Below are 26504 nucleotides of genomic sequence, written 5' to 3' on the forward strand. Positions count from 1 at the left end.
CTTTCTATTGTGATTAAATATTTTCTACGATTGTAGCAACACCTTGTCCGCCGCCAATACATAATGTAGCAAGGCCTTTTTTGGCGTCACGGCGTTTCATTTCGTGAATAAGGGTAACGAGAATTCGCGCGCCACTAGCACCAATAGGGTGACCTAGAGCGATTGCCCCACCGTTTACATTTAATTTTTCCGGATCAAATTGAAGCTCGCGTCCTACAGCCAGTGCTTGAGCAGCAAAGGCTTCGTTTGCTTCTACAAGATCCATTTCTTCCATTGTTTGCGCACCTTTTTCAAGGGCCTTTTTCACAGCAGTTACAGGACCAATTCCCATAATACTTGGATCAACCCCACTGCTCGCATTTGCTACAATTTTCACAAGTGGTTGAATGCCAAGCTCCTCTGCTTTCTCCCTACTCATCACGACAACAGCAGCTGCTCCATCATTGATTCCAGAAGCATTTCCAGCTGTTACCGATCCATCTTTTTTGAAGGCAGGACGCAAGCCACCAAGCTTTTCAGCGGTTGTTCCCTTTCTAGGAAATTCGTCTGTATCAATGGTCAAAATTTCCTTTTTCTTCTTCACTTCAACAGGAACGATTTCACCCGTAAACTTGCCGTCTTCTATTGCTTGAACCGCTTTTTGTTGGCTGTTTGCCGCAAATTCGTCCTGCTCCTCGCGTGATAATCCATATTTTTCGCAAAGGTTTTCTGCTGTTACGCCCATATGATAATCATGGAACGCGCAAGTCAAGCCGTCTGCTACCATGCTATCGACAACTTTCTGGTCGCCCATGCGAAAGCCGTCTCTTGCTCCTTTTAATAAATACGGTGCCTGAGACATGTTCTCCATCCCGCCAGCCACTACTATATCAGCATCACCAGCTATAATTGCTTGAGCTGCTAGATGTACGGTTTTGAGTCCAGAACCACATACTTTGTTGATGGTCATGGATGAAACTTCTTGAGGAATTCCTGCTGCCATAGCAGCTTGTCTTGCGGGATTTTGGCCAAGCCCTGCCTGTAAGACATTCCCCATGATCACTTCGTCTACACTATCAGGAGAAACTCCCGCCCTTGCAAGAGCCTCTTTAATAACTATTGCTCCGAGTTGTGGAGCGGAAACATCCTTTAATGCCCCACCAAAGCTTCCTATCGCTGTTCGGACAGCGCTTACAATTACTACTTCTTTATTCGACATAATTTCCTCTCCTCTCGACTGACTAATTTCTAGACAGATGTCGAAACTCCTTCTTTTTTTATAAAATTTCTATAATTCTTACGATAGGTTGTGTAAAATTGAAGGAAGGGAGAAATTTTTAATAAGGGGGAATTACTAGCATGAATTTGCCAAAGAAAGCAACCATCATTGAAGTGGGGCCTCGTGATGGCTTGCAAAATCTAAAAACTTTCGTCCCAACAGATGCAAAAGTTGAATTTATACAAGAATTGAAAAAAGCAGGAGTGCGTGAAATGGAGCTTACATCTTTCGTGTCACCAAGATGGGTTCCGCAAATGTCGGATGCGGCCTTAGTTATTGAGAGCTGCAATGATCAAGATTCAAGAAATTTTGTTCTAGTTCCAAACGAAAAAGGAATTGAGCGTCTAAAAAGTACGTCGTGTAAAAATGCGGCAGTTTTTGTAGGAGTTAGCGATACGTTTAATAAGAAGAATATAAATAAAACAACAAAAGAAAGCATGCTTGAGCTTGAGCCCTTAATTCGTGATTTAAAGGCACAAGGTTATTTTGTACGCGCATGCATTTCCACATCCTTTTATTGTCCTTACGAAGGTAAAATTCCTGTTGAGAGAGTCGTTTCATTATGCAAACAGTTTGTTGCATTTGGTGCAGATGAGTTAAGTGTTGCAGATACAGTTGGAATGGCCAACCCATTAGAGTCCTTTGAATTATTTTCCGTTTTGAAAAAAGAACTTGCTGAGATTTTCATTACCGCTCACTTCCATAATACTCGCGGCATGGCACTTGCCAATGTTTTTGCTGCGCTTCAAGCTGGAGTGGACCGTTTTGATGCCTCTGCCGGTGGCTTAGGTGGGTGTCCATTTGCCCCGGGTGCTTCAGGCAATGTTGCCACAGAAGATGTTGTTTATATGTTAGAAGAGATGGGGATCGAAACGGGAATAAACCTAAACCGAGTGGTAAAGGCTTTAGAGAACCTGTTACCACATTTAGATAAGCAATATGAAAGTCAGTATTATAAGCTTGTACAAGGCGGTGCCATTGCACAGCCTCGTGCATAAAAGTTCCACTTCCTATCCATATTAGAAAGGAAATTTTCTATGGAAGGGAGCCTAAAGAGATGTCCAAGCATAATAATCATCATGGCCCAAGTCAAAAGGGTCAGCCTCATGCTGAAAGTGCGAAGCAGACGGTTGCAGCGGAAGAAGTGGAGCGTGCAAACCACCCAACGAAACGTCAAAATTCTGAACAATAATGGAATGGTAAGCCGTATTTGAAAGTATTATCCTGACTTTTAAATACGGCTTTTTCGTTCCTCATCCACTCCTCGGAGCAAACAGCATCACAGAAACTCCCACTAGACAGATTCCAGCTCCTAACCAGTCATAAACATCTGGTGTTTTTCGATCAATTCCCCACCCCCACAGGACAGAAAGCACAATAAATACGCCTCCGTAAGCTGCGTATACTCTCCCAAAGGTTGGAAAGCTTTGAAACGTAGCAATGATTCCATACATCACGAGTGCGACTCCCCCAACAACTCCCCATGAAAGTGGTTTCCCTTCTCTTAACCATAACCAGATGAGGTACCCTCCCCCTATTTCTGCAAGACCAGCAATTAGAAAGAGTGTTAATGCTTGTATCATACTCATCATCTCCATATTTTTTTCCCATGTTACGTTCTAGTTCCCACAACTTGTACATATTTTTTAGAAAGCGAAATTCTTTTCGTCTACTCTTAGTATAGGTGGGATATAGGTGTATTACGTCTACTTTCTTGAAAATAAAAATTGTATTCTAAGTCAGTTAAGAAAACAGATTCCAGCAGTGAACGAAGAGCTCAGAATCAAAGGCAGAAAAGCAAAAGTAATCAGCGTGACCAACTTCGATGATAGTCATGTGAATGTTCATGTGGAGCTTGAAAAAATAGTAAAAAAACCGCTTGTTGACCTTTCGAAAAAGAAAAAGAAATAGCCTTAAAATGCTTGAAAATAAAAAGCACGTGAGGAAAAACATCTTGTTTACCTTTACGTGCTTTTTGTGTTGTTTGGAGTGGGCTTTTAAAGGGAGCTTTGGCACCTTTGAGGTCGTGCAGCACCTCTGCTCGACCTCTTCTTCTCGCGACCACGCTTTTTTGGGTCAAGCAGCACCCCTGCTCGACCTCTTTTTCTCTCGACCACGCTTTTTTGGGTCGTGCAGTCTCCCTGCTCGACCTCTTTTTCTCTCGACTACGCTTTTTTGGGTCGTGCAGCACCTCTGCTCGACCTCTTTTTCTCTCGACCACGCTTTTTTGGGTCGTGCAGCATCCCTGCTCGACCTCTTTTTCTTTCGACCACGCTTTTTTGGGTCGTGCAGCATCCCTGCTCGACCTCTTTTTCTCTCGACTACGCTTTTTTGGGTCGTGCAGCATCCCTGCTCGACACATGTTTCTCCGGGCAACGCTTTTTTAGGGGGTGCACCATCTCTATTTCACCTAGTTTGATACCAACTTGGCACATTCTTTTCAAAATTATCGTGATCCTTTATATTAGCTAATGAGTAACGAAGTAACAAAGCACCCTGCTCTTCGCTCATTCTTTTTCCCCACACAATTGCCGCGACGGCATGCATTGCGTCATAAAGGCTGAACAGCTGCCAAAACTCATCAGAAATTTCTTTTCCCTCATGATACCCATCAATGGCGCCAATGGAAAAGGGCACACTTACCTGAATGGCAAAAAATCCTAGCTTATGCAAATCATGAACCGGATCTCCCCAATCCATCTGTTGAAAATCTATGAAGCCAGCAAACTTACCTTTATGAAACACTAAATTGTTTGGATGAAAATCATCATGTTGAAATGTGTTGGGCCTATCGATCATTAAATGCTCATTAATCTTTATGTGATTTTCCAATAGATGTACAACACTTTTATCCACTTCCGGCATGTCTTTAAGTTCATTTAAATACTTGTCACTCTTGCGTTTTTTCACCGTGTACCAGGATTCTGCTTCAACTGGAGCAGGAAGTTGATGAAGCTTTTTCAATTCCAATCCAGCTTTAAAACCTACCTCATATTGCTCTTTTTCTGACAACAAAGGCAGTGCCACTTCTCCATCTTCACCTGCAACAAATTCGAGAATCATATAAGCACAATCCTCACAATCCAATACTCCAAATTCTATTGCCTCTGGAACATAATCAGATAGAGTAAAAAGCTCGTTTAAAATTTGAAATTCCTGTTTTCGGTTTGTAGCATCTTCTTTTGGAAAAACCCTTAGGAGATACTTATCATCTATTTTGTATTTTTTATCATGAGAAAACCCTTTTTGCAATACTTTCACATTTTCTGCATGTTTTATTAATGGTATTTTTGCAATGATTTGATGGTTCATTCTTATCCCCCCATGTTCAAAATAACCAGAAATTGATTATCTCTCATAGAGGAAAACACGTCTACTAATTTTTTCTAAAAAATGATAAAAATCAAAATTATTCCTAGCAAAATAAGGATTGTGATACCGAGGGTTTTTAAGCTCATATCAGAAACGCTACCAATAATACTTCGTGTCACTCCGTCATTAAAAGCCCCACCCGGATTTCGCTTGCTTTCCTCTTGTTTAAGCCTCTCTCTCATTTGGTAGGGTTTTTCCTTATCGGTCATTTCATCATCTCCTCGCTTGGATATTTATGTTAAAATCAGATTAGGAAATACAGGACGAATGGGGTGATTTTTTGATAGCTGCACTCCTTAGTTTTCTTGGAGATGTTTTTGCATCACTTGCTGCTTCCTTTTCTAGGAAAATAAAAAGAGATGACTAGTGATTTCACAAAATACGTTCCTTTATGAAAGGAGTTCCAAAATTGAATTTTACACTAACAAGCTTCTCAACCGACAAATATTATGTAGGTTTTAAATACCCAGCACTCGTTACCTCAATGAAGCAGTTGGACTTGCCAGAATTCTGGGAAGAGTTCTCAAAGAAGTTTATGAAAGATGAAGTAAGCAATCTTGTTGAAAAGAAAGAGGCAATTGGATACATGAGTTTTAAAAATGAAAGTAGTAAATCCTTTGAGTATTATGCTGCTTGTGAAGTAACAGAGTTTGGTGTTACACATGATTTTCACAAAATTGTCATTCCTAAAGGAGATTACTTATTTTTTGATATTCCTTTTTCCAACAAGGATGAGGAGATAGAAGCAGTTTTAAATTTCATCAGGAAGGATTCTTCAATTGAATATAAAATAAATCAAAGCTTTTGTTTTGAATCCTATCCTGAAACATTTGATCATGAAAAGGAAGAAACATCCTTGTATTTTGTCGTACCCATATTCTAAAATACTAGCTCAGTGCAATATTCTCTGAGCTAATGGACCAACCCACATTTTTATCTTTAATTACTGTCCTTCTATAACCTCTTTAACCGTTTTTAAATGGTCTACGTCATTAATAATCTTGTAGTCATCAAAATGATTTTGTCCTACCCCGTATGTCACGCTAGTAGTTTCCATCATATTTCCTTTAGGATTAGACACTAAAAAATACAGCAAATATTCATATTCTATTTGTTGTTCTTTTTGAGGCTTCTGCATCTTAATTTCTGATAGATTCTCTAATATTTTTTGAATGGTATCTGAATCACTTACATCAATGCTTCTTACAACTTCATTACTTTCCCCCTCAACCACATTTATCGTCATTTGCTGAATTGTCGTTTCTTCATGAATATATTCTTTAGCTAAGCTGTGAAAGGATAATACTTTCAACTCTTGAAACAATACAAACCCCCAAAGCAACACAATATATGCAAACGCCCCAATTGCCAACTTTTTATTAACAGTTAAAAGTTTTCTGGCTCCAACCCAAAATGCTCCTGTAACTGTGACAAACAAGTAAAATTCCAAAGAATAAAGCAATGTTTGTTCCCCCTTGTCAACCTAACAGTATTGCGAAAAATTACCCTTGAAGAGTAAAATATGAATATCTCTGTACTATTTTTCAAGCTGCAAAACTGCCTTTTAATATTTAGCAAATGGCTACTTGTAATATTTTACCACAATTAAAGCTTTATTTCTTAAATTTTCAGTAAATTTATAAAGGGGAAATCGTGATGAATCTTGTTTATGAGGTATTACCACTAGAAAGAGCGGATGAGTGCCGGGAGATATGCAATGAATTGATGGCTTTCCAAAAGTCAAAAGCGCATATTGCTCCAGAGAGATTTGATACAATGAATTTTGATACTAGGATGCTCCCTTCTATTGAAAAGGCCATACATAATTATTTGGTGGTGGTAAAGCATGAAGAACAGATTATTGGTTATGTTTATTCCAATGTTTCACCTAAACAAGCATATTCAAACGACTTTGCCACCTTCTTTGACATGGATTCTGTTGCGAAACGGAATGTGGGCTGCCTGTCTCAATTTTACATTAAAGATGGCTATCGCCAATACGGTGTAGGATCGGAGCTTTTTAAGCTAAGCATGGAATGGTTAAAACAATTTGACGATGTGGATGATTTGTTTATCTATGTGTCTAATGGCAATGAGAAGGCACTAGAGTTTTATAAACGAAAAGGATTTTATGTTAGTCATGATATTTTGGATGGCTTTATTACTGTCTTGAGAAATAACAAATAATTTTTTCCAATTCCATTTCCCCTCCAGCATTTCCAAATGGTAAAATGTATCATATAGCTAGATGGAGGTTTTCATGTGAGTCAACTAAAAAGAGTGTTCATTGTTCTTGGCATTTTATTGTCCTATATTTTGTTCGTTGGTATTTTCTTCACCAATAAAGTCATGTATATTCGCAAAAAAACGAATGAAGAAATTTTGGAGAAGGAAAGATTGCTTGGTCATTATCAGGAAGAGCTTTATGAAAAAATCCAGAAAAAAGAACTAACCATACAATCTCCATTGGGATATAACATTTATGGAGAAATGGTAGATGTACCAGGATCAAAACGATATATGATTCTTAGCCACGGAGTAACACAAAACACGTTAAATTCCATTAAGTACATGAATATTTTTTTAAAACGAGGCTGGAACGTTATTCTCTATGATCACCGCCGTCACGGAAAATCAGGTGGAAAAACAACGAGTTACGGATTTTATGAAAAGCATGACTTAAAAGCTGTAGTCGATTGGGTAAGGGAACACGCAGTGGAGGATGCCGTTATCGGAATTCACGGAGAATCCATGGGAGCTGCCACTCTCCTCATGTATGCTGGAGCTATTGAGGACGGTGCTGATTTTTATATTGCAGACTGCCCATTCTCTGACCTGGAGGAACAACTCACCTACAGGCTGAAAGCGGATTTTAACATACCAAAGCAGCTCGTGATGCCTATTGCAAACACGTTTTTACGAATTCGTGATAAGTATTCGATCCGAGATGTCTCACCAATTACTGTTATTGAAAACATTGAAAACCCTGTTCTCTTCATCCATAGTGAGCCCGATGATTTCATTCCCTTGATGATGACTCAACAGCTATTTGAGAAAAAACTAGGAAAAAAGCAGCTCTACGTTGCCAGAAATGGGATGCATGCGATGAGCTACTCAGAAAACCGGGAAGAATATGAAAAGGCAATCGATGAGTTTTTAGAGGAAATTGGATTTGGTAACGAGTAATGCAGGGAGCTATTAGGCTTTCTGCTTTTTTAATTGAATAAATTCTCCTTCAAAATTAAACCCTATAAATATTGATTGGAGGATTGAGGTATGAAGGACGAGCAGATAAAGGAACTGAATGCCTTTTTAGAAGGCGAGTTTATGGGAATACATGCATATGAACATTACATTCAACATGCGGAAGATGCTGAGTTAAAAAAAGAGCTACAAAATATCCAACAAAATCATAAAATGCACGCCATTTTTGTAGCAGAGCACATCCAAAATTTAGGTGGCACAGCAGTGGATGATGTAGGATTGGTTGGAGAATTCCAAGAACGACTTCAGCAGGTAAAAGGGTATCCAAAAGATAGGAAATCCATTGTGGAAGGTGCCATACATGGGGAAGAGTTCGGTTCAGAAATGATGGCAGAGTTTGTAAAAGGCGACCTTGACCTTGAAAGCAGAAATATGGTCGCCGCTATTTTACAGGAGCATCAAAAGCATATTCAGTTGTTAAGAAAGCACCTAAAATAATTCAAAGGGAGAGTCTGCACACCAGCTCTCCCTTTCTTTTATCTAGATTTTAATTTTCCATATCATATGGTGGAATCCTTCATCCCAATAATCCTTCATCAAGTAATCAGGAACTCCAAACATATTTTGCCAAATCTGTTGCGCCGTTTTATACCCACTATCGAGACAATACTCGCGAATTCCTTGTTTTTTCAACTGCTGATTCATCGCTTCAAGCATCCTGACTCCAATTCCCTGCCGTTGATGGTTTGGATGAACAAAGACGGTTCCCACTTCTATTAAATCTTGAAAAGCACCATGTGTGCATTCAATGATTAATTCACTAACAGGTCCATATTCTATGGAAGCGATAATTTCGTTATGTAAAGTAGCGATGAGAAAATAACGTTTGTTTCCCCCACTTTCTAGATCACTTTTTATGTAAGCCTTTTTAGTTTCGATTTCTTGTTGAATATCGTACACTTGGTCACCAATGCCCTCTTTTTGGAACGTATCCGTGATAACTATTGTGAAAAATTGATGTAAGTTTTCTACATCCTCCTTTGTTGGCCTTCTAATTTCGATGTCAAGCATAGTAATCGCCTCTTTTATCCTTATAATAATCTAGTATATCTGTTTTTTGGAAAATTTAATATAATAGTAGGAAACTATATGGGAGTGAACGTTGTGATAGAGTATTTTCATGTGACCATTACCCCTTTTCAATTGAACAGAAGAATAAGTGTGCTATTACCACAGAACTATCATCAATCCGATAAAAAATACCCTGTTTTATATATGCATGATGGGCAGAATTTGTTTTTGGATGAGGAGGCAAGCTTCGGGGTTAGCTGGGGGATCAAAGAGTATTTGGAAAATAAGCCTGACCTGGAGTTAATCGTAGTTGGGATTGATTGCAATCAAGAAGGATTTGAACGCTTTAACGAATATGCACCGTGGGAAAATAAGGAACTCGGTCAACGCTTGTTCAATGATGAGAATTTAAAAGGTGGGAAAGGAAAGGAATATATTGACTACATCACCCACGAACTGAAGCCGTTCATTGATGAAAAGTACCGAACACTCCCCAATGAAACTGCGTTGGCCGGTAGCTCCATGGGAGGATTAATTTCAACCTATGCCGCATGTAAATACCCTGAAATTTATAAGAAGGTAGCTTCTATCTCTTCTGCTTATTGGATTAACCAGAAAGAAATAGAGGAATATGTAGGTCAAAGTGACTTATTCGCCTTAGAACGTTTTTATATGGACATTGGAACAAAAGAAGATACTTCCTTTATCAATCATCAAATCTATGTGGATTCCAGTCAGGCGGTATATGATATTTTGGCTTCAAAGGTGGAAAATGTCCGTTTTGAAATTGTGGAGGACGCCGTACATAACGAGGCTGCATGGCGGGAAAGACTGCCTATGATTTTTGGATATTTGTATGAGTGAGAGTGGGGTTAAGGGCTAGCTATAGATGACTGTTGTCTCGCTTGCTGCTTGTTTTTTGATGAAGAGGCAAGCTTTAGACATCACTTTTCTTGCTTGGAGGGAGTTTTTTGATGTAGAGACTGGCTCTATCCATCATTTCAATAGGTTCCCTCGCCTCTTCCGATCAATAGGCACACGCTTTTCATCGATTTTCTTTCTTTCCTTCAGGTAGACAAAAAAACGAGGATCTGCTTCTTTTTCCAAAAGTAAAAATAAGACCCACTCCAAAAAAGAGTGAGCCCCACCATTACTTAAAACGTCTCATATGCAATAACTTCATCCAATGGGAAACGCAGTGTGCCGTGTGCTTCAGCATCTGCTTTTCCAACTGAGATGAGCATTACTGGGATGTAACGATCTGGTACGTTAAATTCTTTTACGAATGCTGCTCGATCAAAGCCGCCCATTGGAACTGTGTCATAGCCTTTTTCTTTTGCGGCAAGCATCAATTGCATGGCTGCTAGGGAGCTGTTCATTACCGCTTCATCACGGGCAAATTGTTCATTTGTGTAAGCTCCATTGATTTGGCCAGTCAAAATGTCTTTTACTTCTTGTTTCATAAAGCCTTTGCTAACGACTTCTCCATATACTTTTTCCGCATTCACATTGGCCTGCAAATCACCTAGAATGGCAATAGTTACGGAGCTGTCCACTACTTGCTGTTGGTTATATGCTAAAGGAAGCAGCTTTTCTTTTTGGCTGTCAGATTGGATGATAAGGAACTTCCAGTGCTGTAGGTTCCAAGAAGACGGAGCCGTTATGGTCGCTTCCAAAATTTCTGTTAAATCAGATTGTGGCATTTCAAATTTCGTGTATTTTCGAACGGAATGACGTTCCTTCATTATATCAATTGCAGATTTAGTTGTTGTGTTAGCCATTTGAATCTCTCCTTCTTATTTGAAAGTTACTTATTATATTTAACACGATAAAATCTCGATGTCAAAATGTATGCTTTCAAGATTATTTACAATTATTTGCTCTTCATGAAAAAATTTCTATACTTTTGGGACAGAATAAAACGGAAAAAGTAAAGGAGGTGCGAAAAATGAACGATCATCAAATCCATGAAAATCATCCTCATAAACATAGCTTGTCCTGTGGGCATACAAAAATTAAGCATGGTGATCACATAGATTATTTGCATAATGGTCATATGCACCATGAACACAACGGCCACTGGGATGAATGTACAATTCCTGTGAATGAAACAAATCCAGCAGAATGTAAACCAATGAATTGTGGTTGTCGCCATGACAAGGATTGCGGACATGAACTGGTTCCCCATGGCGATCATCTGGACTATTTGGTAAACGGAAGATTACATCACGTACATGGTGACCATTGCGATGACCATGGACCTGTAGAATTAATATATGTAAATTAACAAAAAATTCACCTCCTTATTTTCAACAGGAGGTGAATTTCATTTTATTCTTTTAACACCGCAATCACATACAGACATCCATCCATTCCAGCTAACGAAGCATGATGTGTTTCTTTAGGAAGATAAATTCTGTCCCCGCCCTTGCAGGAGATTAGCTCGCCTCCCACCTCTATCGACACAGAACCAGAGAGGATATGTAGGATTTCGTTGGTAGGATGAGTGTGAGCAGGATGCGCTTTAAACGGTTCATCTTTTTGAACTTCTACATACCCTGTTCCTTTTACTGGCAGCAGTTCCATCACTACTTCATCAAGCGTGCCTCCTACGCCTTCTTCCACTCTAAAATGCTCAAATAGGTGATTTACTTGGTAAGTGACCTTCGTTTGCTTTTTCTCCAATGAAGCATGAAAAGGACATTTACTTGTTTGAGTTTGATTGTCATCCATTAAAAAATACTGCCTCCATTCTCTCGTTTTCTCATTACCGTACCAGTTTAACGATGGGTGGGCTTCCACCTCATCGAACTGCTCGAGACGTTCTCTTACGATTTTCTTAAACTGCTTCCCTACGATGGTGTCCCCACTGATTCCATCAAACACCCATCTTGGCTGAAAGGTAATCATAAAAGTAGAGCTCTTTCTACTTGCTCTTTTTTTGTGAGCAGGAGTGTTACAAACAACAAACATCGGCTCATCACAAAAGGAAAATTCCCAAAGATAATGATCGGGATCAGTAGGAATATGGTGTGGCCATTCCATTTCATCTAGACGATGTAGGTTGCTTAATACTTCCCAAAATTGTTGTTCATACTCCTTTAAGGTTTTGACGGCTTCTGGCTTGAAAAAAGCAACGAAAGATGTATTTTTCCCTAAGCTTCTGGCGATTTTCAAATATCCTTTCAACTCTGCGGCCAACTTTTTCATGGCTTCATCGGAAGAAATACTATCAATGAATACAAAGCGTAAGGATCCTTGCTTGAACCCTTCTACACCAAGCACACAAGGGAAAGGACGAAGGTCGGAGAGCATATCCTTCGTAAAATCGTCAAAGATCTTATGTCCCCATGGAGGAACGTCCTTCAAAGAATACAAGCTTTTGACTTCTGTTGGTTGCACACAATTCCCCCTTAGATTATGAATACATAATAATAGATACGAAATAATGTGCGGTCCTATGCATGAAAATGTTGCTCGTCCTCATATAATTCGTAAGGACAAGTCTTTACGAAGAGGAGTTTGGAATGGACATTTTTTGGATTGCGCTTCAGTTTATCGTGCTTGGAATTAGTCTCGCCGCTCCAGTTGGTCCGATAAATCTTGAGATAATTAAAAGAGGGATTTCTTCAGGTTTTTACTCGTCCTGGCTTGTGGGGATTGGTGGGATGACAGCGGATTGTTTATTTCTACTTGGAATTTTAGTTGGTCTTGGTCCGTTTCTTCAACTGGAACTCGTTCAAATCAGCATGTATGGAATTGGAAGCAGCTTGTTATTATATTTAGGCATCACGACGATTTATGTAAATCTGAAAAAGAAACGCATTCTTGATTTTGGACAACCAGTTGGGAATAATTCTTTTTTCATAGGGTTTGCCATTGCCGCGTTTAACCCCATTAACTTCGTTTTTTGGTTTGGTATTTTTGGGTCGGCCCTTCAATCTCTTGCAATAAAAGGGTGGTACGTTGCTTTGGTGGGCTCTCTTTCGATTCTTCTTGGCATTTTTCTTTGGAATTTGAATATGGCATTTACTGTTCATTTTGCTCGTGCTTTTATTAAAGAAAAAATATTAAGGAGTATCAATTTAATTGCTGGTGTACTCCTAATTGCAGCAGCAATTCCCTTTTTCTTAAACTTTATGGACTTAGTTTTGTAAGAATACTTTCCTCTTTGTTGAAAAAGCTAACAAGGAGGAGGGGCTTATCCATGAAAGAATATCTATCCACGTTTACTGAATTTATCTGGGGATTCCCAATGATTACGCTTTTTGTGTTGGCAGGACTTTTTTTGACATTTCGAATGGGCTTTCTTCCTTTTCTTCATTTTCCTCATATTTTCAAAATGACCATCGGACAGCTTGGTAAAAAAAAGGCAAGTCATGGGGGTGGAATTAGCCCTTTTGCGGCGTTTACATCTGCACTTTCTGCAACAGCCGGAGCAACAAACATTGTCGGTGTACCAGTCGCCATTGCGTTCGGTGGGCCAGGAGCCTTGTTTTGGATGTGGATTGTTGCTTTGATTGGAATGACCACCATTTTTTCGGAGCTCGTACTAGGCATCACTTTTCGAGAAAAAAATAAAGACGACAAATGGGTTGGAGGACCCTTTTATTACTTATCAAAGGGATTAAAATGGGATAAACTAGCCTGGTTTTATGCTTTTGGATTGATGCTAGAAGTGGTACCTAGTGTGATGGTGCAGGCAAACAGCGTGAGTGTACAGGTCCACCATGAGCATAATGTGTCCCTCATCATTATTGGTATTGTCCTAGCCCTTGTAACTGGAGTGATTGTTTTTGGTGGCATTGAACGGATTGGAAAATTGAGCGCAGTGCTCCTCCCTATTTTTGTTATTGCCTATGTAGGCTTGACCCTCTTTGTCATTGTAATGAACGCTTCCAAGTTGCCTAGTGTCTTTTCCATGATTCTCTCTGATGCCTTTACTCCGACAGCTGCAATAGGAACGTTTGCAGGTGCTACGGTTGTGCAGACTTTGCGCTGGGGACTAGCTCGAGGACTTTATACAAGTGAAGCAGGTATGGGGACGTCAGCCATCGCGTATGCTTCAGCCGATACGGATAATCCGGTAAGGCAATCGTTTTGGGGGATGATTGCAGTAATGATTGACACCCTGTTAATATGCACATTAACAGGCCTAACCGTTTTGATTACAGGCGTTTGGAAAGAGGTTGAAGTGGGAAAAGCAGCCTCCATGGTTTCTTACGCTTTCAAAACCACCTTGCCAGATTGGCTCAGTTCTTATTCCATTTCCATTTTTTTAGTCTTTTTTGTTCTCGCAACTGTCGGTGTTATCATTTTTTATGGAGAAAGTCAGGCAGAGCTTTTATTTGGGCGAAAAGTTCGTTTTATCATGCGGTTTGTGTACCTTGGAGCAATCGTGATAGGAGCAGTTGGCGGGTTGAAATTTGTATGGGAGTTATTGGATTTACTCTTATTCCTGATTGTAGTGCCCAATATCATCGGAATTGTCTTATTGAGCGGTGTGGTAAAGAAGGCGAAGGATGCGTATTTTAAATGAATATATTGACACCGGTTAAAAGGGGAATGATTGCATCCCCCTCCTTTATTTTTGGTTAATGGAGTTGGCCATTTTTATTAATTCTTCTTTTGTTACTAATCCTGTTCCACTATATTCGATTGAATAGAGGACATCTCCTTTTCTAAAGGAGAGATGTTGTGAAAGACCTTCTGCAGAATAATTTGCTTGTTTTTCATCGTTTAGCATCACTTTTTCTGTAGTTTCAGAGGCGCTTGTTCCCGCTTTTGTCGAAGCCCATATTCTGATTTTCTGATTGTCATTTTCATACACCATCTGCACTGTATTCCATCCACCAGTAGAAGCATAGCTATTCTCTACATCCAATGGAACATAAGTCGGATTTTGAACTTCAAAAGGAACAATCCAGTTTGCCATTGCAACTGGGAAACGAATCATGTAAAAGATTGCACATAACCCAATCAATCCACAAATTAAAATAGTTAGTCGCTTTCGCTTTTTATCCGTTTCTCGAAGCTTTTTTTCAATAGGATCTACTACCATTTGATTCACCTCTTATCTTATATGTACGTAACAAATTTTTTTATGTTTCATAAAAAGAGACTTACTTTCTAAAAAGCAAACCCCTTGTTGTTATTGTTCAGCATACGCATTTTCCTTGAAAGAAATTTCTGGTTGAGGTAATTCACACATCTTAAATGTATTATTAAACCTTCTTTGAATCCCTTCTTTAAATTCTGAATATTTTTCTTGGGTGATTGCTTTTTGCCATGCAAAGCGATAATGGAGTAGCTCGCCTTTTTCTGAAAAAAATTCCAAAGGATTTAACGCCATTCCTTCCCCGATTGTTTGGGCGTTTGCTTGAGCAGCAAGGTTCAATAATAAAACCTCTAAAATTTTTTGTTCCCTCTTTGAGAACGATTGGTTTTCTATAATAACTTTTACATCTGTCATTGAAATGTTTATCACGAACTCCACCTTTACTACTTTTTCTTTTTAAAGTAAAATTCGGCAAGAATCAACAAATCCCTTTTTATTTTTCGGAATTTTCTTCCAATAATAATGTCATAAACACACAGTTAGGATCTTCCTGATAATCAGCAAATGGAGCACAATATGTAAAACCACAGCTTTCATATAATTTTTGAGCAGGAATAAATGCTTGTAGAGAGCCTGTTTCAAGACTAATTCGATGATATCCTCGTAGTTTAGCAGATTCGATGATTCTGAGGAGAATTTGCTTCCCTACACCTTTTCTCAAATGCTTGGAAGAAGTTCTCATCGATTTTACCTCTCCATGACCTGCCTCTATTTCTTTTATCGCGCCACAGCCGAGCAATTCTCCATCTTCCCAAGCTGTCCAAAAAGTAACATCTTCCCTTTTCAACTCGTCAATGCCAAGATAGTGATTACTTTCTGGTGGAGATTCTAAGCTAAGCTGGTACATATGATCTTTTAGAAAATCAATAACAACTTGTTCTTCGATTTTGTCTATTTTTATTTGCATGGGTAGGTCTCCTAACATTTGATTTTTGTGACAATAATAGCTGCAGAATAAGCTATTAATCCTTCTTCCCTTTATTTTACTAAAAAAATTGTATGGTGAAGGTAAATTTTACATGGGGGATTTCATGTGTTACTTATTATTGACATTATGTTAATAATACTTTACATTTAGTACAGTAAAGTTAACAAAAGGAGTAGAGTATATGCTTCGTAATAGAGTGAAGGAATTGCGGGCAAGACATGGTTTTTCGCAGTCTGATCTTGGTAATCTTGTTGGAGTGACTAGGCAAACAATTGGATTTATTGAAAAAGGAGAGTTTTCCCCCTCTATTGCATTATCGTTGCGAATTGCTAAACACTTGCAGGTGAAAGTGGATGATTTATTTTGGTTAGAAGGAGAGGATGAGCACAATGGATAAGGATTTGCGTGTGGAGTTACCGCTTTGGACGATTGGTTTATTGGTGCTTATGATGTTTTTTACCTACCACGCCGTTGAATTTTGGAATTTAGTTTTTTTTCAATTTGATGTATTTATTGCGGAAACTGGTGCATTCAATTGGAAGCTTCCAACATTTTCATGGCTTGGGATAAGCATGGTTTCATTTATTCTTTTTTATGGTATATTTTTTGTACGTTTTAAAGCCCACAATAGGAAGAGTCCAAATAAAAAACTACTTTTCTTTTCTTTTTTTAGACCAGGTGAGCTACTTGATGATGATGAGATGCTTCAGCAAGTTTCCAAGAATGTAACTCAAAAAATCTACATCCTGTATTCTAGTGTACTTCCTGTGTTAGTGTTGTTGATGTTTTTCCCTTTGCACCGCTTTGTCTTCATTTTTGCTATTTTCACTATTTTAATAGCTCAGTATGCTATGGTTTATTGGGATATGAAGAAGTTTTTCAATGGACGCTATCAATTTAAGGAAATCCCCCATATCAGAAAAGCGAATGTTTATGTGTGGAGAGGGTTTATCATAATATTGGCTCTCCTATTATTTTTAGGAGTGGGTAGAATTGTGCAAGTACATACAAATTCCAAAGATCTTTTAACAAACATGGAAGAATGCATGGATAAGGGCGGCACCGCTATTGTCGAAGGTGGAACATTCTGGACTTTGTCAAAGTTTTCGTGTGAAAAAAGCAACTAATTTGTAAGGGCTCGAGGGATGGATAGAATAAACTCCAAAGTTTAGTATTTTGGTGGTATTTGATATTCGGTGGCGATAGCATATATACGTATATTTGCGGAGTTTTGGTTTTATTTGCGCTATTTTTATTTTATTTGCACTTTCTAGGGGTTTATTTGCGCTGTTTTTAATTTATTTGCTACTCATTCAATTATAAAGTCCATTTGACAAATGTTTCTATCATCCCCCCTCTATACTGGCCAAACGAAGCTTCCGATAAAGGCTATCTGCAATTTAGCATGCAGATAGCCTTCAATAGTGCTATTCCTCTCCCACAACAATTGCCACATTTCCCTTCTTATGCCCTTGTTCCACATACCGATGTGCCTCCACAATCTCCTCCAACTTATATGATTTGTCCATTACAACCTTCCATTCCCCTTGCTCCGCTAATGCCGTCAAATAGTGGAGATCATCCTGTCTCTCCCTTGCAACTCCAGCGAGAACATTTATCCCATGCCGTAATTTTAGCCACTGTCCTTGAGTCATTTGTCCAAGGCCGGCACCACATAAAATTAGAGTTCCCTTTTCTTTTAGGCTTGCTTTGAGTGCCTGATATGGCATTTTTCCTACCGTATCAAAGATGATATCATATCTTTCTAACGACGCAGTTAGGTCATCCTTCAAGTAATCTATCACTTTTTTTGCGCCAATCTCGCGAACCATTTCTAGATTCGCAGTGCTACAAACTCCCGTTACTTCAGCACCAAAATGCACAGCAAGCTGGACTGCTGCAGTTCCAACCGCTCCGGATGCTCCATAAATGAGGACTTTTTGCCCTTTTTGGATACCTGCTTTTTTCAAAAAGTAAATGGCAGTTGTTCCACCGAAAGGAATACATGATGCTTCCTGATAAGTGAGGCTGACAGGTTTTTCAGATAATATAGCAGTTTCAGGAATACAAATATACTCTGCATAACCACCCATTTTTAAGCCAGCTGACCCAAATACTTGATCTCCCTTTTTAAAACGAGATACATTCGTACCTGTTTCCACTACTTCACCTGAAAATACACCACCAAGAACCGGTTGCTTTGGTTTGGTTAATCCAAAGAAAAACCTTACTAAAGCAGGTTCAGCTTTGCGAAGTCGCCAATCTGCTGCGTTTACTGCACTTGCAGCTACCTTAATGAGGATTTCATTGTTTTTCGGTTTAGGTTTATCTAAAGTCGTTAATGTAAGTACCTCCGGTGGTCCATATTTAGAATAAACAACGGCTTTCATTAGCTGCTTCTCCCCTTCCACTAATCTTGTCTATCTATGAATATGTCTTCTACATATAAAATATCTATTTAAAATAGGCTTTGTTTAATTTCGCTGTTGATTTCCGCAAATTGACTCCGCGTCCGCGGGGCGATTTGTAAGCCTCCTCGGGCATGCCCTGCTGGGTCACTCCGAGAAGAGTGTCTGCCATTGACTCCAATCAACTGCTAGAAACTCATGTTAAGAACATGCTTTTTTAACATAGCCTTAAAATAAAAAGAATGGAGAGTACGCATCCTCCAATTCTTATAAAATCGACCATAACGGAAAATAGGTGAGACATAGGAAACTTTCTCATAGCCTCACCCTTTCTATTAAATAATACCCTCAATCATAACAGCAACAGCCTTCACACCTCGCGGAAATTGAACAATACATGCTACCATGATAAAAGACATCCCCACTCCGCTCACCAATCCTGTTAGAACACGAAGAAAATTATTGCTCATTCGCCAGCCCTTCCACTGGGTGTAGCCGTCCAATACCATTGGAAAAATGAGTGCAAACCCTATAATTATCATTACAAGAAATGATAGGGTACTAGCTATAAAAAACAACGGAAAGATTACTAGATACCCTAAAAGGATAGACATGCACCGATAACAAATAGGAAACTGTTTTCCTCTGATAACCAAGGACCTTTCCCGTCTGCGATGACATGGAAAGAACTCCAAAGTAAAAAATGATTTCATTAATGCTAGCATCGTAATTTCACCTTAGTTAAATGGATTGCAGTCAAAATCTGTGCAATCCATGCTGCTAGATTTCCCTGAACCAGTTGATCCCGAGAATGGAATATCACAATACCAGCAGTCCCACCAACTGCTATCTCGATTCTTTTTTTCACGTTTCTTTTTGTAATAAAGTAAGGCCGCAATAAATCCAATGGTACTTATGATAAGTAAGATAACGCCAATTACCATTTCCGTTGAAGACCCTGCTTCAACAATGGTGTAAATACTGCCTAATGACAGAATCAAATACAATGCCCAAATAACAAAAATCATCCTTTTCTCCCTCTTCTGTATTTTCTGGATAGTAAGTACTACCTTTTTCTTTCACATTACATACATTTCTTTCCTGCACGAGAAATTCCTGCTTGAATATGTCGAAAAGCTATCCTTTTTCCTATTAAGTATGGTGATACACTCCTACCTCATGCTCATTTTCAGAAAATTCATTCTTAATCTCTCCTCTTTTCCGATAGAATAGATGGGGAGTATATCCCCTAAATTATTTAGAGGGAGTGTTGGAATGAAAAGGTTGGTGATGTTAATGCTTACTATTCTTTTAGTTTTACCTGCTTCAGTAAACGCTGGGACCATCGGTGGAAAAGATAATCCAGGTGGCGTTCCAGGTCAATGGTATGTTGGAGATACACCTGGATTTGTTGACCCCAACAAACCTGTGCTTGTATTTGTGCATGGCATCAATAGTTCCTCCCGCACGTGGTGGGAAAATAACAATATGTATCAAACAGCATTAAGTAACGGTTATCAAACAGCTTTTATTGATATTCATCCTGATAAAAATATGTGGGATAACGGAGCAATCATTAACAATCGTGTTCGTGATATCTATAATCATTTTGGTCAAAAGAAAATCGTCATCATTGCACATAGTAAAGGCGGCATTGATGCCCAAAATGCCCTTGTTCATTACGGCGCATACCCTTATGTTTCTAACCTCATCACCTTGTCTTCCCCGCATTTCGGCTCTCAGCTCGCTGACCTTGCTTATAGCGGCTGGGCAAGCTGGCTTTCAAGTATTTTAGGCAGTAAAAATGCAGCAACGTACTCCTTGCAAACAGGTTATATGAATAGCTATCGTCCGCAGATAGATCAACACGCAAATCGTTCTCGCAACCGTATCTATACTTTGGCAGGAACGAGCTGGGGCAGCTTCGGTTCCTCCCTTTATTGGGGTGGCCTATACTTAAGTGCTTATGGATCTAATGATGGAGCTGTAACTGTTGCAAGCTCACGTCTTCCTTATAGCACAGAAATACGGGTGAGTAATTGGAATCACACCACTGTACGAGAGGGTGGAACCTTTCAATATTTCCGACCATACCTGACAACCACTAAAGCAGCAGGAATTGCATCTGCAGAGGTTGCAGCTTCTGTTGATTATTTTGAAGAAGAACCGGTAAACATTAGTGCCTTCAATCGAGGTGGCACATTCACTAACAGCGCAAAAGAAACCTTTTTGGTAGAGGAAAACGTTCAAAAAATAGATCTAGATTGGCTAAGTGACAAGCGAACGCAGAAAATCAAAGTCATTAGCCCATCTGGGAAAGTATATACGAACTTTGTTCATGCTGAGGACCAAGGCATTTTTAAAGGTGGTCATCACCACACCTTCCAAATTCCTACTCCTGAACAGGGGGAATGGACGGTGAAGGTAAGCAAAAACAAAGCCGCTTATCTAATGACAGTGGGATATCATACAGAATTGAATGAGGATGTTGTACTTGAGGAAAATACTTTTGAGCTGAAAAATAAAGGGCAAAAAGTCAAGGATATGAAAGTAGATGTAAAAATAAATAAGGACGGAAAGCCTCACACTGCGTTTGGTATGAAGGTTGCTGGACATGGGAAAGTAACCCCGAATTTTAAAGGCACAGGAGTGTATACTATGACGCTTGATGTGAGGGGAACCACAAAGAATGGCAACCCGTTTGAACGGACAATTGTTAAATCTGTTTATGTGAATAAGGACGGGAAAGTGTATTAATTGATCAATTTTTATTTTAGGTAATTTTTCTGCTGCTGCCCTATTTATGGTTTAGAGGCAGCGGCAATTTGCAGATATTTAACACCAAAATTGGATTTTTAATGTTGATGTGGTCATTCAGCCTCTATGAAGACTTCTCTCCTGCTTTCTTGGGCCTTGTTGTCCTCATTCAGCCCCTATGAAGACAACTCTACACCTTTTTTGAGCTTTGTTGTCCTCATTCAGCCTCTATGAAGACAACTCTACACCTTTTTTGAGCTCTGTTGTCCTCATTCAACCTCTATGAAGACAACTCTACACCTTTCTTGGGCCTCGTTGTCCTCATTCAGCCTCTATGAAGACAACTCTACACCTTTATTCGGCTTTGTTGTCCTCATTCAGCCTCTATGAAGACAACTCTACACCTTTTTTGAGCTTTGTTGTCCTCATTCAGCCTCTATGAAGACAACTCTACACCTTTATTGGGCTTTGTTGTCCTCATTCAGCCTCTATGAAGACAACTCTACACCTTTTTTGAGCTTGGTTGTCCTCATTCAGCCTCTATGAAGACAACTCTACACCTTTTTTGAGCTTGGTTGTCCTCATTCAGCCTCTATGAAGACAACTCTACACCTTTTTTGAGCTTTGTTGTCCTCATTCAGCCTCTATGAAGACAACTCTCCGCCTTTATTGGGCTTTGTTGTCCTCATTCAGCCTCTATGAAGACAACTCTCCGCCTTTATTGGGCCTTGTTGTCCTCATTCAGCCTCTATGAAGACAACTCTACACCTTTTTTGAGCTTTGTTGTCCTCATTCAAACGCTATGAAGACAACTCTACCCCTTTTTTGAGCTTTGTTGTCCTCATTCAGCCCCTATGAAGACTTCCCCAGAACTTTATTGGCCCTTGTTGTCCTCATTCAGCCTCTACGAAGACTTCCCACATGCTTTCTTAGGCTTTGTTGTCCTCATTCAGCCTCTATGAAGACATCCACACGGCTTTCTTGAGCTTTGTTGTCCTCATTCATCCTCTATGAAGACTTCCCCAGAACCTTATTGGCCCTTGTTGTCCTCATTCAGCTGCTATGTTAACAACTCATCGACTTTCTTGGACTTCCACAACCAAACCAAATACCCAATCAAACAAACCCCAACACCAATCAGGGCTACCATAAATAACTTAGCACCATCTGTCGGAGATCTCGACACCACCACCGCTCCAACAAACAAGCACAACGCCACCGCACCAATGAACAGAGATGCTCCCCTCTTTAACAGTCGCTCACCTAACGCAATCAGGATATAAACAAAACTAATCAACATGATTACCGGAAACACAGGCTGATATTTTACGGAATAGACAAAAAAATCTAGCTGTGAGATATTCTCAGCCGTCAAATCCGTACCATTCAGCCATTTTGAGAACACCGCTGTATACTTCCATTCTGATTGGCTATCCACTAAATTGCTTCCTTGATACCATGCAGCAACTGTTGAAGCACCAAAAAACATAACGCTAATACCAAATAAGATTACTCTAGTCATCCCTACGCTCTCCCCTCTACGTCTTTAACGATAAACAACATGAAAAAGTTTCACTACCCATTTGTTTATTTTAAAACCAAAAAGGGAACACCAATTCCTATGAGGAGGACAGCTATGAAAAGATCTTTCATCTTAGTAACAGTACTTTTAGTAATTGTACTTATTTCTTCAGCAATGTTTCATAAAAAGGAAAACCCAACTGGGAAAGAAGAGAGCATGGTGGCCCTTGGTGACTCCCTTACTCATGGTGTGGGAGATGATGGTGGCCAAGGATATATTGACAACTTGGAAGGACTTCTAGAAGAAGAAAAAAATATAGTGGTGAGAGTGAAAAATTATGCGATTCGTGGCCAGGAAAGTGATGGCGTGGTGAAGCAGGTGAACCTCACCAATGTGTCGCAGGATCTTCAAAAGGCAGATTATATTATTCTTTTTATTGGTACCAATGATCTGCTGCAAAGCAATGGTGGAGATCTCAGTGGAATAGATGAAAAGAAAATTGCAGCTGGAGCGAAAAATTATGAAGAAAACATCGAGCAGATTTTAACAAGGATACGAAAGGAAAACCCCTCCTCTCCTATTCTATTTCTTGGACTCTATAATCCTTATCCAGACTCTACACAGATTGAACGTATTATAGAACGCTGGAATCGTAACAGTCTAGAGGTAGTAAAAAAATATGACAAAGTAAAATTTATCTCAACTAATCATATTTTAAAGGAAAAATCGACGGAGTATTTTAGTGATGCCTTGCATCCGAATGAAAAAGGGTATCAAAAAATAACCGAGCGGATTGTGAAGGAATTTGATTTTTAAAGGCTGTTTTCGCAAACTTTGAGGCTACTGCGTATAGTTATGAAACACAAATAATAGTTGCTGTCGTGCTCTTTCCATAGAAAAGTATTAAATTCATGGCAATTTTTCTTCGCTTAAAAATTGAAAAAAATCTTAAAACCGACTTTTTCCTTGTTGTTGATAGCACCTTTTTAATTTTCAGACGGGGGAAATCCATCCCCCGTCTTTTTCCTTTTAATGAAACTTTAGCTTCTCCATCATTTTTTTACTTGCATAAAAATAATAAAGGACTTGAAGCACCTTTTTAATCCTCAGACGGAGGACCTCCATCCCCCGTCTTTTTCCTTTCAATGAAACTTTAGCTTCTCCATCATTTTTTTACTGGCATAAAAATAATAAAGGACTTGAATAAACAGATATGAGCCTGACATGATAAGGAATGACCAAAGCATGTTAAGGTTCTCCATTAATCCCCCACCATCTTTCGCAAAGGTAAGAATATATACAAATGCTAAGCAGCTTCCAAGAATGGGCGCAAAGAAAAACAGCATCCTTAGTTCTTTGTTGACGAGCTGTTTTATTTCTTTTTTAGTGATTCCAATTTTGTGTAATTTTTGGAACCGCTCCTTCTCTTGTTCGATATTAGAAAAGACATTTAAATATAAGAGAAAGAAAGATCCCAAGAAGAACAAGACTCCAACAAAGACCGTAACAAAAAACATGATGGAATTGGAATAGATGGTTCGGTTATAATCTTCTATTTTTGAATATACATAATCGCCAAATTTGCTGTCCTCTTGTAACTTCAATGCTCCACGAAGCTCCTCCACCATTCTTTCACTTTTTTGCCAATCCTTTATATTTAGGAGATGAAAGGTCATGTTCATTCCAGAGAGAGTAGCACGGAGGCTTTCAAATTCGCTATCTGTTACGACTAAATAATTGGTGTGGTAGAGATTTAGAGCTGTTTTTATATGTGAATCCTTTAATGAGTAATGAAATTCCCTTTCGTTACTGGTTATCTCAATTCCATTGCTGTAGCTTTCATCCATGTAGGCATAGTCTGGATTTTCATTGATATAGTAAATGTATTCGTTATCATCCAAAGTGCCTTGATAATTTGTGATCCGTGTAAAATCAGAGAACGGCAGAAAAAAGAAAGTGTAGTAGACGTCCTCATAATACAAATCCTTTTCCTCGTAGAAAAATCCTCTTATCTTATCGTATTTGGTTAGTGGATTGTTCTTTTTATCTACTATCTGATGTATCTCTTCATCTGAAAGGTTGTTATCTAATCCTGATTGAATGTAGACAACATCATAGGGATTACGATTTAGAACCTGTTCTTTTTCATATCCCACAAAGAACAAAACCATCGACGTGTAAAAAATAGTCACCATACTCATGACCGAAACAAGTAACATGATAGCAGTCATATTCCCAAATTTGTTTTCCAGACTACTAAAAAACAACACTCGCTTAAAATAATAGGAGGGAAATTTTTTCGCCACATCAACCATAAAACTCATACACTGAGATAGTGCGATGTAGAGACCACCGATAATAGCGATAGTCCAAATTAACAAAAATAATCCATCACTATCATTTTGATTCTCAGGATTTAAAAACGTTATATACAATGAGATGGAGGAGCCAATTACAAGACAGATGCCAAACGCGCCTAAAAGAGGGCTTCTATTCTTGAAATTTTCAACATACCGATCACTTTTCAAGTTTACCGTTAAAGAGCTTGAAAGGAGAGTGTAGCTAGTCATTGCTATTGAAATAATAAAAACCAACAAATATGTCAGTGCGGTGTATGAAAACATAGGAAAAGATAAGTGAAAGGGAACTCTATCCAGGCCAACGCTGTTGATTAGTATTAAAAATACTAATCGAGAAAGTACAGTTCCTGCTAAGATTCCTGTAACTAAGGCTGTACAGGCTATCATGCTATTTTCCATTAACAAGAGCTTGAGAACGTCTCTATTTGACATACCAAGGGTCATAAACAGACTGAATTCTTTCTTTCTTCTTTTAATAAATATGCGATGAGCATAATGTATAAAAAATATCGTATAAAAAATTAACGCCACTCCAGGAATGATTAATACATCTTCTATACTTTCTAATTCTTTTGTTGCCAGAATTGCTTCATTGAAGTATATCGTGGCAAATAGAAAGAAGAACATGACGGCAAAGCTGTTGCAAAAGTAGTAAAAGATATATTTTTGTTTATTGCTTTTTGCCATCTTCCATACTAATTGTTTAAAAGTCATGCTTTCTTCCTCCAAGAACCGCAAGACTATCCATAATCTGATGAAGAAACTGCTTTCTGTCACCTTTACGAATGAGGGTGGAATGAACGGCGCCATCCTTTATAAAAATGATCTTTCTGCAATAGCTTGCTGCAAAAACATCATGCGTTACTACAAGTACTGTCGTCCCTATTTCATTCACCACTTTTTCAAAGCATTCCATAATAACGGCGGAAGATTTCGAGTCTAAATTACCTGTAGGCTCATCCGCAAGTAAGATACTCGGCTCGTTCACGAGTGCTCTGCTTACAGCCCCCCGCTGCATTTGCCCACCAGAAACATGAAAAGGATACCTTTCCAATATATCCTCAATACCAAACAAGTTAGCTAGTTGGGATACCTTTGTGTTCATATCCTCTATTGATTTGTTTTCTAACACCATAGGTACGAGGATGTTTTCGCGAATAGTTAAGCTATCAAGCAGGTTAAAATCCTGGAACACAAAGCCTAGTTTTTGACGGCGAAAAACCGCAAGCTCATCTCCTTTCATCTCTTGAAGATTTCTCCTTTCTATGAGCACTTCTCCAGAGGTTAATTTATCGATTCCACCAAGCAGGTGTAGCAAGGTTGTTTTCCCACTCCCAGAAGGCCCCATGATGGCGACAAACTCCCCTTGCTTCATCGCTAAATCTATCCCATCGACTGCAGTTGTTGTCCCTTCTCCGCTTGCTTGGCCAAATATTTTGACAATGTTATTGGCTTGTAAAATATATTCTGACATCATTTTTTGCCTCCACTCTATTGATGCTTCTA

General features: G+C 39.0%; 33 protein-coding genes. 16 read left to right on the forward strand and 17 right to left on the reverse strand.

The genetic code is table 11. From position 1 onward, the window contains the following. Positions 1–13: 13 nt before the first annotated feature. Positions 14–1198: an acetyl-CoA C-acetyltransferase gene (locus tag FIU87_RS12415; protein ID WP_152444884.1), complete on the reverse strand. Its 1185-nt coding sequence runs from the start codon at positions 1196–1198 to the stop codon at positions 14–16. Positions 1199–1338: 140 nt separating this feature from the next. Here FIU87_RS12415 and FIU87_RS12420 point away from each other — a divergent pair, with 140 nt between their 5' ends. Next, entirely contained in the window at positions 1339–2256 is a 918-nt protein-coding gene (locus FIU87_RS12420; RefSeq protein ID WP_152444885.1) for a hydroxymethylglutaryl-CoA lyase, read from the forward strand. 59 nt (positions 2257–2315) lie between these two features. Further along, a complete protein-coding gene (locus FIU87_RS21555; protein WP_301538626.1) occupies positions 2316–2450 on the forward strand; it encodes a hypothetical protein in 135 nt (44 codons plus the stop codon). Between the two features lie 61 nt (positions 2451–2511). Here FIU87_RS21555 and FIU87_RS12425 read toward each other — a convergent pair whose 3' ends face one another. Beyond that, positions 2512–2841, reverse strand: a complete 330-nt coding sequence (locus FIU87_RS12425) for a YnfA family protein (RefSeq protein ID WP_152444886.1) — start codon at positions 2839–2841, stop codon at positions 2512–2514. A gap of 112 nt (positions 2842–2953) precedes the next feature. On the opposite strand from FIU87_RS12425, the gene FIU87_RS12430 reads away from it, so the two are divergent. Beyond that, complete coding sequence (locus FIU87_RS12430) at positions 2954–3169, forward strand: hypothetical protein (RefSeq protein WP_152444887.1); 216 nt, start codon at positions 2954–2956, stop codon at positions 3167–3169. 495 nt (positions 3170–3664) lie between these two features. On the opposite strand, the gene FIU87_RS12435 is transcribed toward FIU87_RS12430, so the two are convergent. Further along, positions 3665–4570 (reverse strand): aminoglycoside phosphotransferase family protein, encoded by a 906-nt coding sequence (locus FIU87_RS12435; protein WP_152444888.1) that lies wholly within the window; start codon positions 4568–4570, stop codon positions 3665–3667. Positions 4571–4644: 74 nt separating this feature from the next. Beyond that, a complete protein-coding gene (locus FIU87_RS12440) occupies positions 4645–4839 on the reverse strand; it encodes a DUF6366 family protein (RefSeq protein WP_152444889.1) in 195 nt (64 codons plus the stop codon). A 200-nt stretch (positions 4840–5039) separates the two neighbouring features. Here FIU87_RS12440 and FIU87_RS12445 point away from each other — a divergent pair, with 200 nt between their 5' ends. Further along, on the forward strand, positions 5040–5513 hold the full coding sequence (locus FIU87_RS12445; RefSeq protein WP_172971048.1) for a GyrI-like domain-containing protein: 474 nt from the start codon (positions 5040–5042) through the stop codon (positions 5511–5513). A gap of 60 nt (positions 5514–5573) precedes the next feature. On the opposite strand, the gene FIU87_RS12450 is transcribed toward FIU87_RS12445, so the two are convergent. Beyond that, entirely contained in the window at positions 5574–6092 is a 519-nt protein-coding gene (locus tag FIU87_RS12450; protein WP_152444891.1) for a hypothetical protein, read from the reverse strand. A 194-nt stretch (positions 6093–6286) separates the two neighbouring features. Between FIU87_RS12450 and FIU87_RS12455 the strand changes: the two genes are divergently transcribed. The 3 genes from FIU87_RS12455 to FIU87_RS12465 all read left to right on the forward strand — a co-directional run bounded on the left by FIU87_RS12455 (position 6287) and on the right by FIU87_RS12465 (position 8332). Then, entirely contained in the window at positions 6287–6817 is a 531-nt protein-coding gene (locus FIU87_RS12455; RefSeq protein WP_152444892.1) for a GNAT family N-acetyltransferase, read from the forward strand. A 93-nt stretch (positions 6818–6910) separates the two neighbouring features. Then, positions 6911–7816, forward strand: a complete 906-nt coding sequence (locus FIU87_RS12460) for an alpha/beta hydrolase (RefSeq protein WP_253905586.1) — start codon at positions 6911–6913, stop codon at positions 7814–7816. Positions 7817–7906: 90 nt separating this feature from the next. After that, the gene (locus FIU87_RS12465) at positions 7907–8332 is read left to right on the forward strand and encodes a DUF2383 domain-containing protein (RefSeq protein ID WP_152444893.1); all 426 of its coding nucleotides are present in this window, start codon (positions 7907–7909) and stop codon (positions 8330–8332) included. 42 nt (positions 8333–8374) lie between these two features. On the opposite strand, the gene FIU87_RS12470 is transcribed toward FIU87_RS12465, so the two are convergent. After that, a complete protein-coding gene (locus tag FIU87_RS12470; RefSeq protein WP_152444894.1) occupies positions 8375–8905 on the reverse strand; it encodes a GNAT family N-acetyltransferase in 531 nt (176 codons plus the stop codon). A gap of 78 nt (positions 8906–8983) precedes the next feature. Between FIU87_RS12470 and FIU87_RS12475 the strand changes: the two genes are divergently transcribed. Beyond that, positions 8984–9769, forward strand: coding sequence for an alpha/beta hydrolase (locus FIU87_RS12475; RefSeq protein ID WP_253905405.1), 786 nt, complete (start codon positions 8984–8986; stop codon positions 9767–9769). Between the two features lie 290 nt (positions 9770–10059). On the opposite strand, the gene FIU87_RS12480 is transcribed toward FIU87_RS12475, so the two are convergent. Next, entirely contained in the window at positions 10060–10686 is a 627-nt protein-coding gene (locus FIU87_RS12480) for a nitroreductase family protein (protein ID WP_152444895.1), read from the reverse strand. A 125-nt stretch (positions 10687–10811) separates the two neighbouring features. Between FIU87_RS12480 and FIU87_RS12485 the strand changes: the two genes are divergently transcribed. After that, a complete protein-coding gene (locus FIU87_RS12485) occupies positions 10812–11192 on the forward strand; it encodes a hypothetical protein (protein WP_253905406.1) in 381 nt (126 codons plus the stop codon). Positions 11193–11236: 44 nt separating this feature from the next. Here the strand turns inward: FIU87_RS12485 and FIU87_RS21240 are convergent, their stop codons facing one another. Next, on the reverse strand, positions 11237–12307 hold the full coding sequence (locus FIU87_RS21240; RefSeq protein WP_152444896.1) for a YqcI/YcgG family protein: 1071 nt from the start codon (positions 12305–12307) through the stop codon (positions 11237–11239). A 125-nt stretch (positions 12308–12432) separates the two neighbouring features. Between FIU87_RS21240 and FIU87_RS12495 the strand changes: the two genes are divergently transcribed. Both FIU87_RS12495 and FIU87_RS12500 read left to right on the forward strand, forming a co-directional pair. After that, a complete protein-coding gene (locus tag FIU87_RS12495; RefSeq protein ID WP_253905407.1) occupies positions 12433–13062 on the forward strand; it encodes a LysE family translocator in 630 nt (209 codons plus the stop codon). 50 nt (positions 13063–13112) lie between these two features. Next, positions 13113–14444 (forward strand): alanine/glycine:cation symporter family protein, encoded by a 1332-nt coding sequence (locus tag FIU87_RS12500; protein ID WP_152444897.1) that lies wholly within the window; start codon positions 13113–13115, stop codon positions 14442–14444. Between the two features lie 45 nt (positions 14445–14489). Here the strand turns inward: FIU87_RS12500 and FIU87_RS12505 are convergent, their stop codons facing one another. From FIU87_RS12505 to FIU87_RS12515, 3 genes are all read right to left on the reverse strand, one after another. After that, a complete protein-coding gene (locus FIU87_RS12505; RefSeq protein ID WP_152444898.1) occupies positions 14490–14966 on the reverse strand; it encodes a DUF4367 domain-containing protein in 477 nt (158 codons plus the stop codon). 90 nt (positions 14967–15056) lie between these two features. Beyond that, positions 15057–15377 carry a hypothetical protein gene (locus FIU87_RS12510; RefSeq protein WP_152444899.1) on the reverse strand — a complete coding sequence of 107 codons (321 nt, stop codon included), beginning with the start codon at positions 15375–15377 and terminating at the stop codon, positions 15057–15059. A gap of 79 nt (positions 15378–15456) precedes the next feature. Continuing rightward, positions 15457–15930 carry a GNAT family N-acetyltransferase gene (locus tag FIU87_RS12515; RefSeq protein WP_152444900.1) on the reverse strand — a complete coding sequence of 158 codons (474 nt, stop codon included), beginning with the start codon at positions 15928–15930 and terminating at the stop codon, positions 15457–15459. Positions 15931–16132: 202 nt separating this feature from the next. Between FIU87_RS12515 and FIU87_RS12520 the strand changes: the two genes are divergently transcribed. Both FIU87_RS12520 and FIU87_RS12525 read left to right on the forward strand, forming a co-directional pair. Continuing rightward, positions 16133–16348: a helix-turn-helix transcriptional regulator gene (locus FIU87_RS12520; protein ID WP_152444901.1), complete on the forward strand. Its 216-nt coding sequence runs from the start codon at positions 16133–16135 to the stop codon at positions 16346–16348. Then, positions 16341–17078: a hypothetical protein gene (locus FIU87_RS12525; protein ID WP_152444902.1), complete on the forward strand. Its 738-nt coding sequence runs from the start codon at positions 16341–16343 to the stop codon at positions 17076–17078. Before FIU87_RS12520 ends, FIU87_RS12525 begins: the two co-directional genes overlap by 8 nt. 300 nt (positions 17079–17378) lie before the next feature. On the opposite strand, the gene FIU87_RS12530 is transcribed toward FIU87_RS12525, so the two are convergent. The 3 genes from FIU87_RS12530 to FIU87_RS12540 form a co-directional block, all read right to left on the reverse strand. Continuing rightward, positions 17379–18341, reverse strand: a complete 963-nt coding sequence (locus tag FIU87_RS12530; RefSeq protein ID WP_152444903.1) for an NAD(P)-dependent alcohol dehydrogenase — start codon at positions 18339–18341, stop codon at positions 17379–17381. 353 nt (positions 18342–18694) lie between these two features. Beyond that, on the reverse strand, positions 18695–19084 hold the full coding sequence (locus FIU87_RS21560; protein WP_367643889.1) for a DUF2085 domain-containing protein: 390 nt from the start codon (positions 19082–19084) through the stop codon (positions 18695–18697). 12 nt (positions 19085–19096) lie between these two features. After that, a complete protein-coding gene (locus tag FIU87_RS12540; RefSeq protein WP_152444904.1) occupies positions 19097–19387 on the reverse strand; it encodes a hypothetical protein in 291 nt (96 codons plus the stop codon). A gap of 247 nt (positions 19388–19634) precedes the next feature. Between FIU87_RS12540 and FIU87_RS12545 the strand changes: the two genes are divergently transcribed. After that, entirely contained in the window at positions 19635–21116 is a 1482-nt protein-coding gene (locus tag FIU87_RS12545) for a lipase family alpha/beta hydrolase (protein ID WP_152444905.1), read from the forward strand. A gap of 1060 nt (positions 21117–22176) precedes the next feature. On the opposite strand, the gene FIU87_RS12550 is transcribed toward FIU87_RS12545, so the two are convergent. Next, complete coding sequence (locus FIU87_RS12550) at positions 22177–22638, reverse strand: YjdJ family protein (RefSeq protein ID WP_152444906.1); 462 nt, start codon at positions 22636–22638, stop codon at positions 22177–22179. Between the two features lie 114 nt (positions 22639–22752). Here FIU87_RS12550 and FIU87_RS12555 point away from each other — a divergent pair, with 114 nt between their 5' ends. Both FIU87_RS12555 and FIU87_RS21245 read left to right on the forward strand, forming a co-directional pair. After that, entirely contained in the window at positions 22753–23454 is a 702-nt protein-coding gene (locus tag FIU87_RS12555) for a DUF459 domain-containing protein (RefSeq protein ID WP_172971049.1), read from the forward strand. Positions 23455–23549: 95 nt separating this feature from the next. Further along, complete coding sequence (locus FIU87_RS21245; protein ID WP_152444908.1) at positions 23550–23741, forward strand: hypothetical protein; 192 nt, start codon at positions 23550–23552, stop codon at positions 23739–23741. Between the two features lie 39 nt (positions 23742–23780). On the opposite strand, the gene FIU87_RS12565 is transcribed toward FIU87_RS21245, so the two are convergent. Both FIU87_RS12565 and FIU87_RS12570 read right to left on the reverse strand, forming a co-directional pair. Next, complete coding sequence (locus FIU87_RS12565; RefSeq protein ID WP_172971050.1) at positions 23781–25712, reverse strand: FtsX-like permease family protein; 1932 nt, start codon at positions 25710–25712, stop codon at positions 23781–23783. Next, a complete protein-coding gene (locus FIU87_RS12570; protein WP_152446550.1) occupies positions 25702–26472 on the reverse strand; it encodes an ABC transporter ATP-binding protein in 771 nt (256 codons plus the stop codon). Before FIU87_RS12570 ends, FIU87_RS12565 begins: the two co-directional genes overlap by 11 nt. Positions 26473–26504 lie beyond the last annotated feature (32 nt).

It is taken from the genome of Bacillus sp. THAF10, from assembly GCF_009363695.1.
Lineage (GTDB): Bacteria > Bacillota > Bacilli > Bacillales > Bacillaceae_I > Sutcliffiella_A.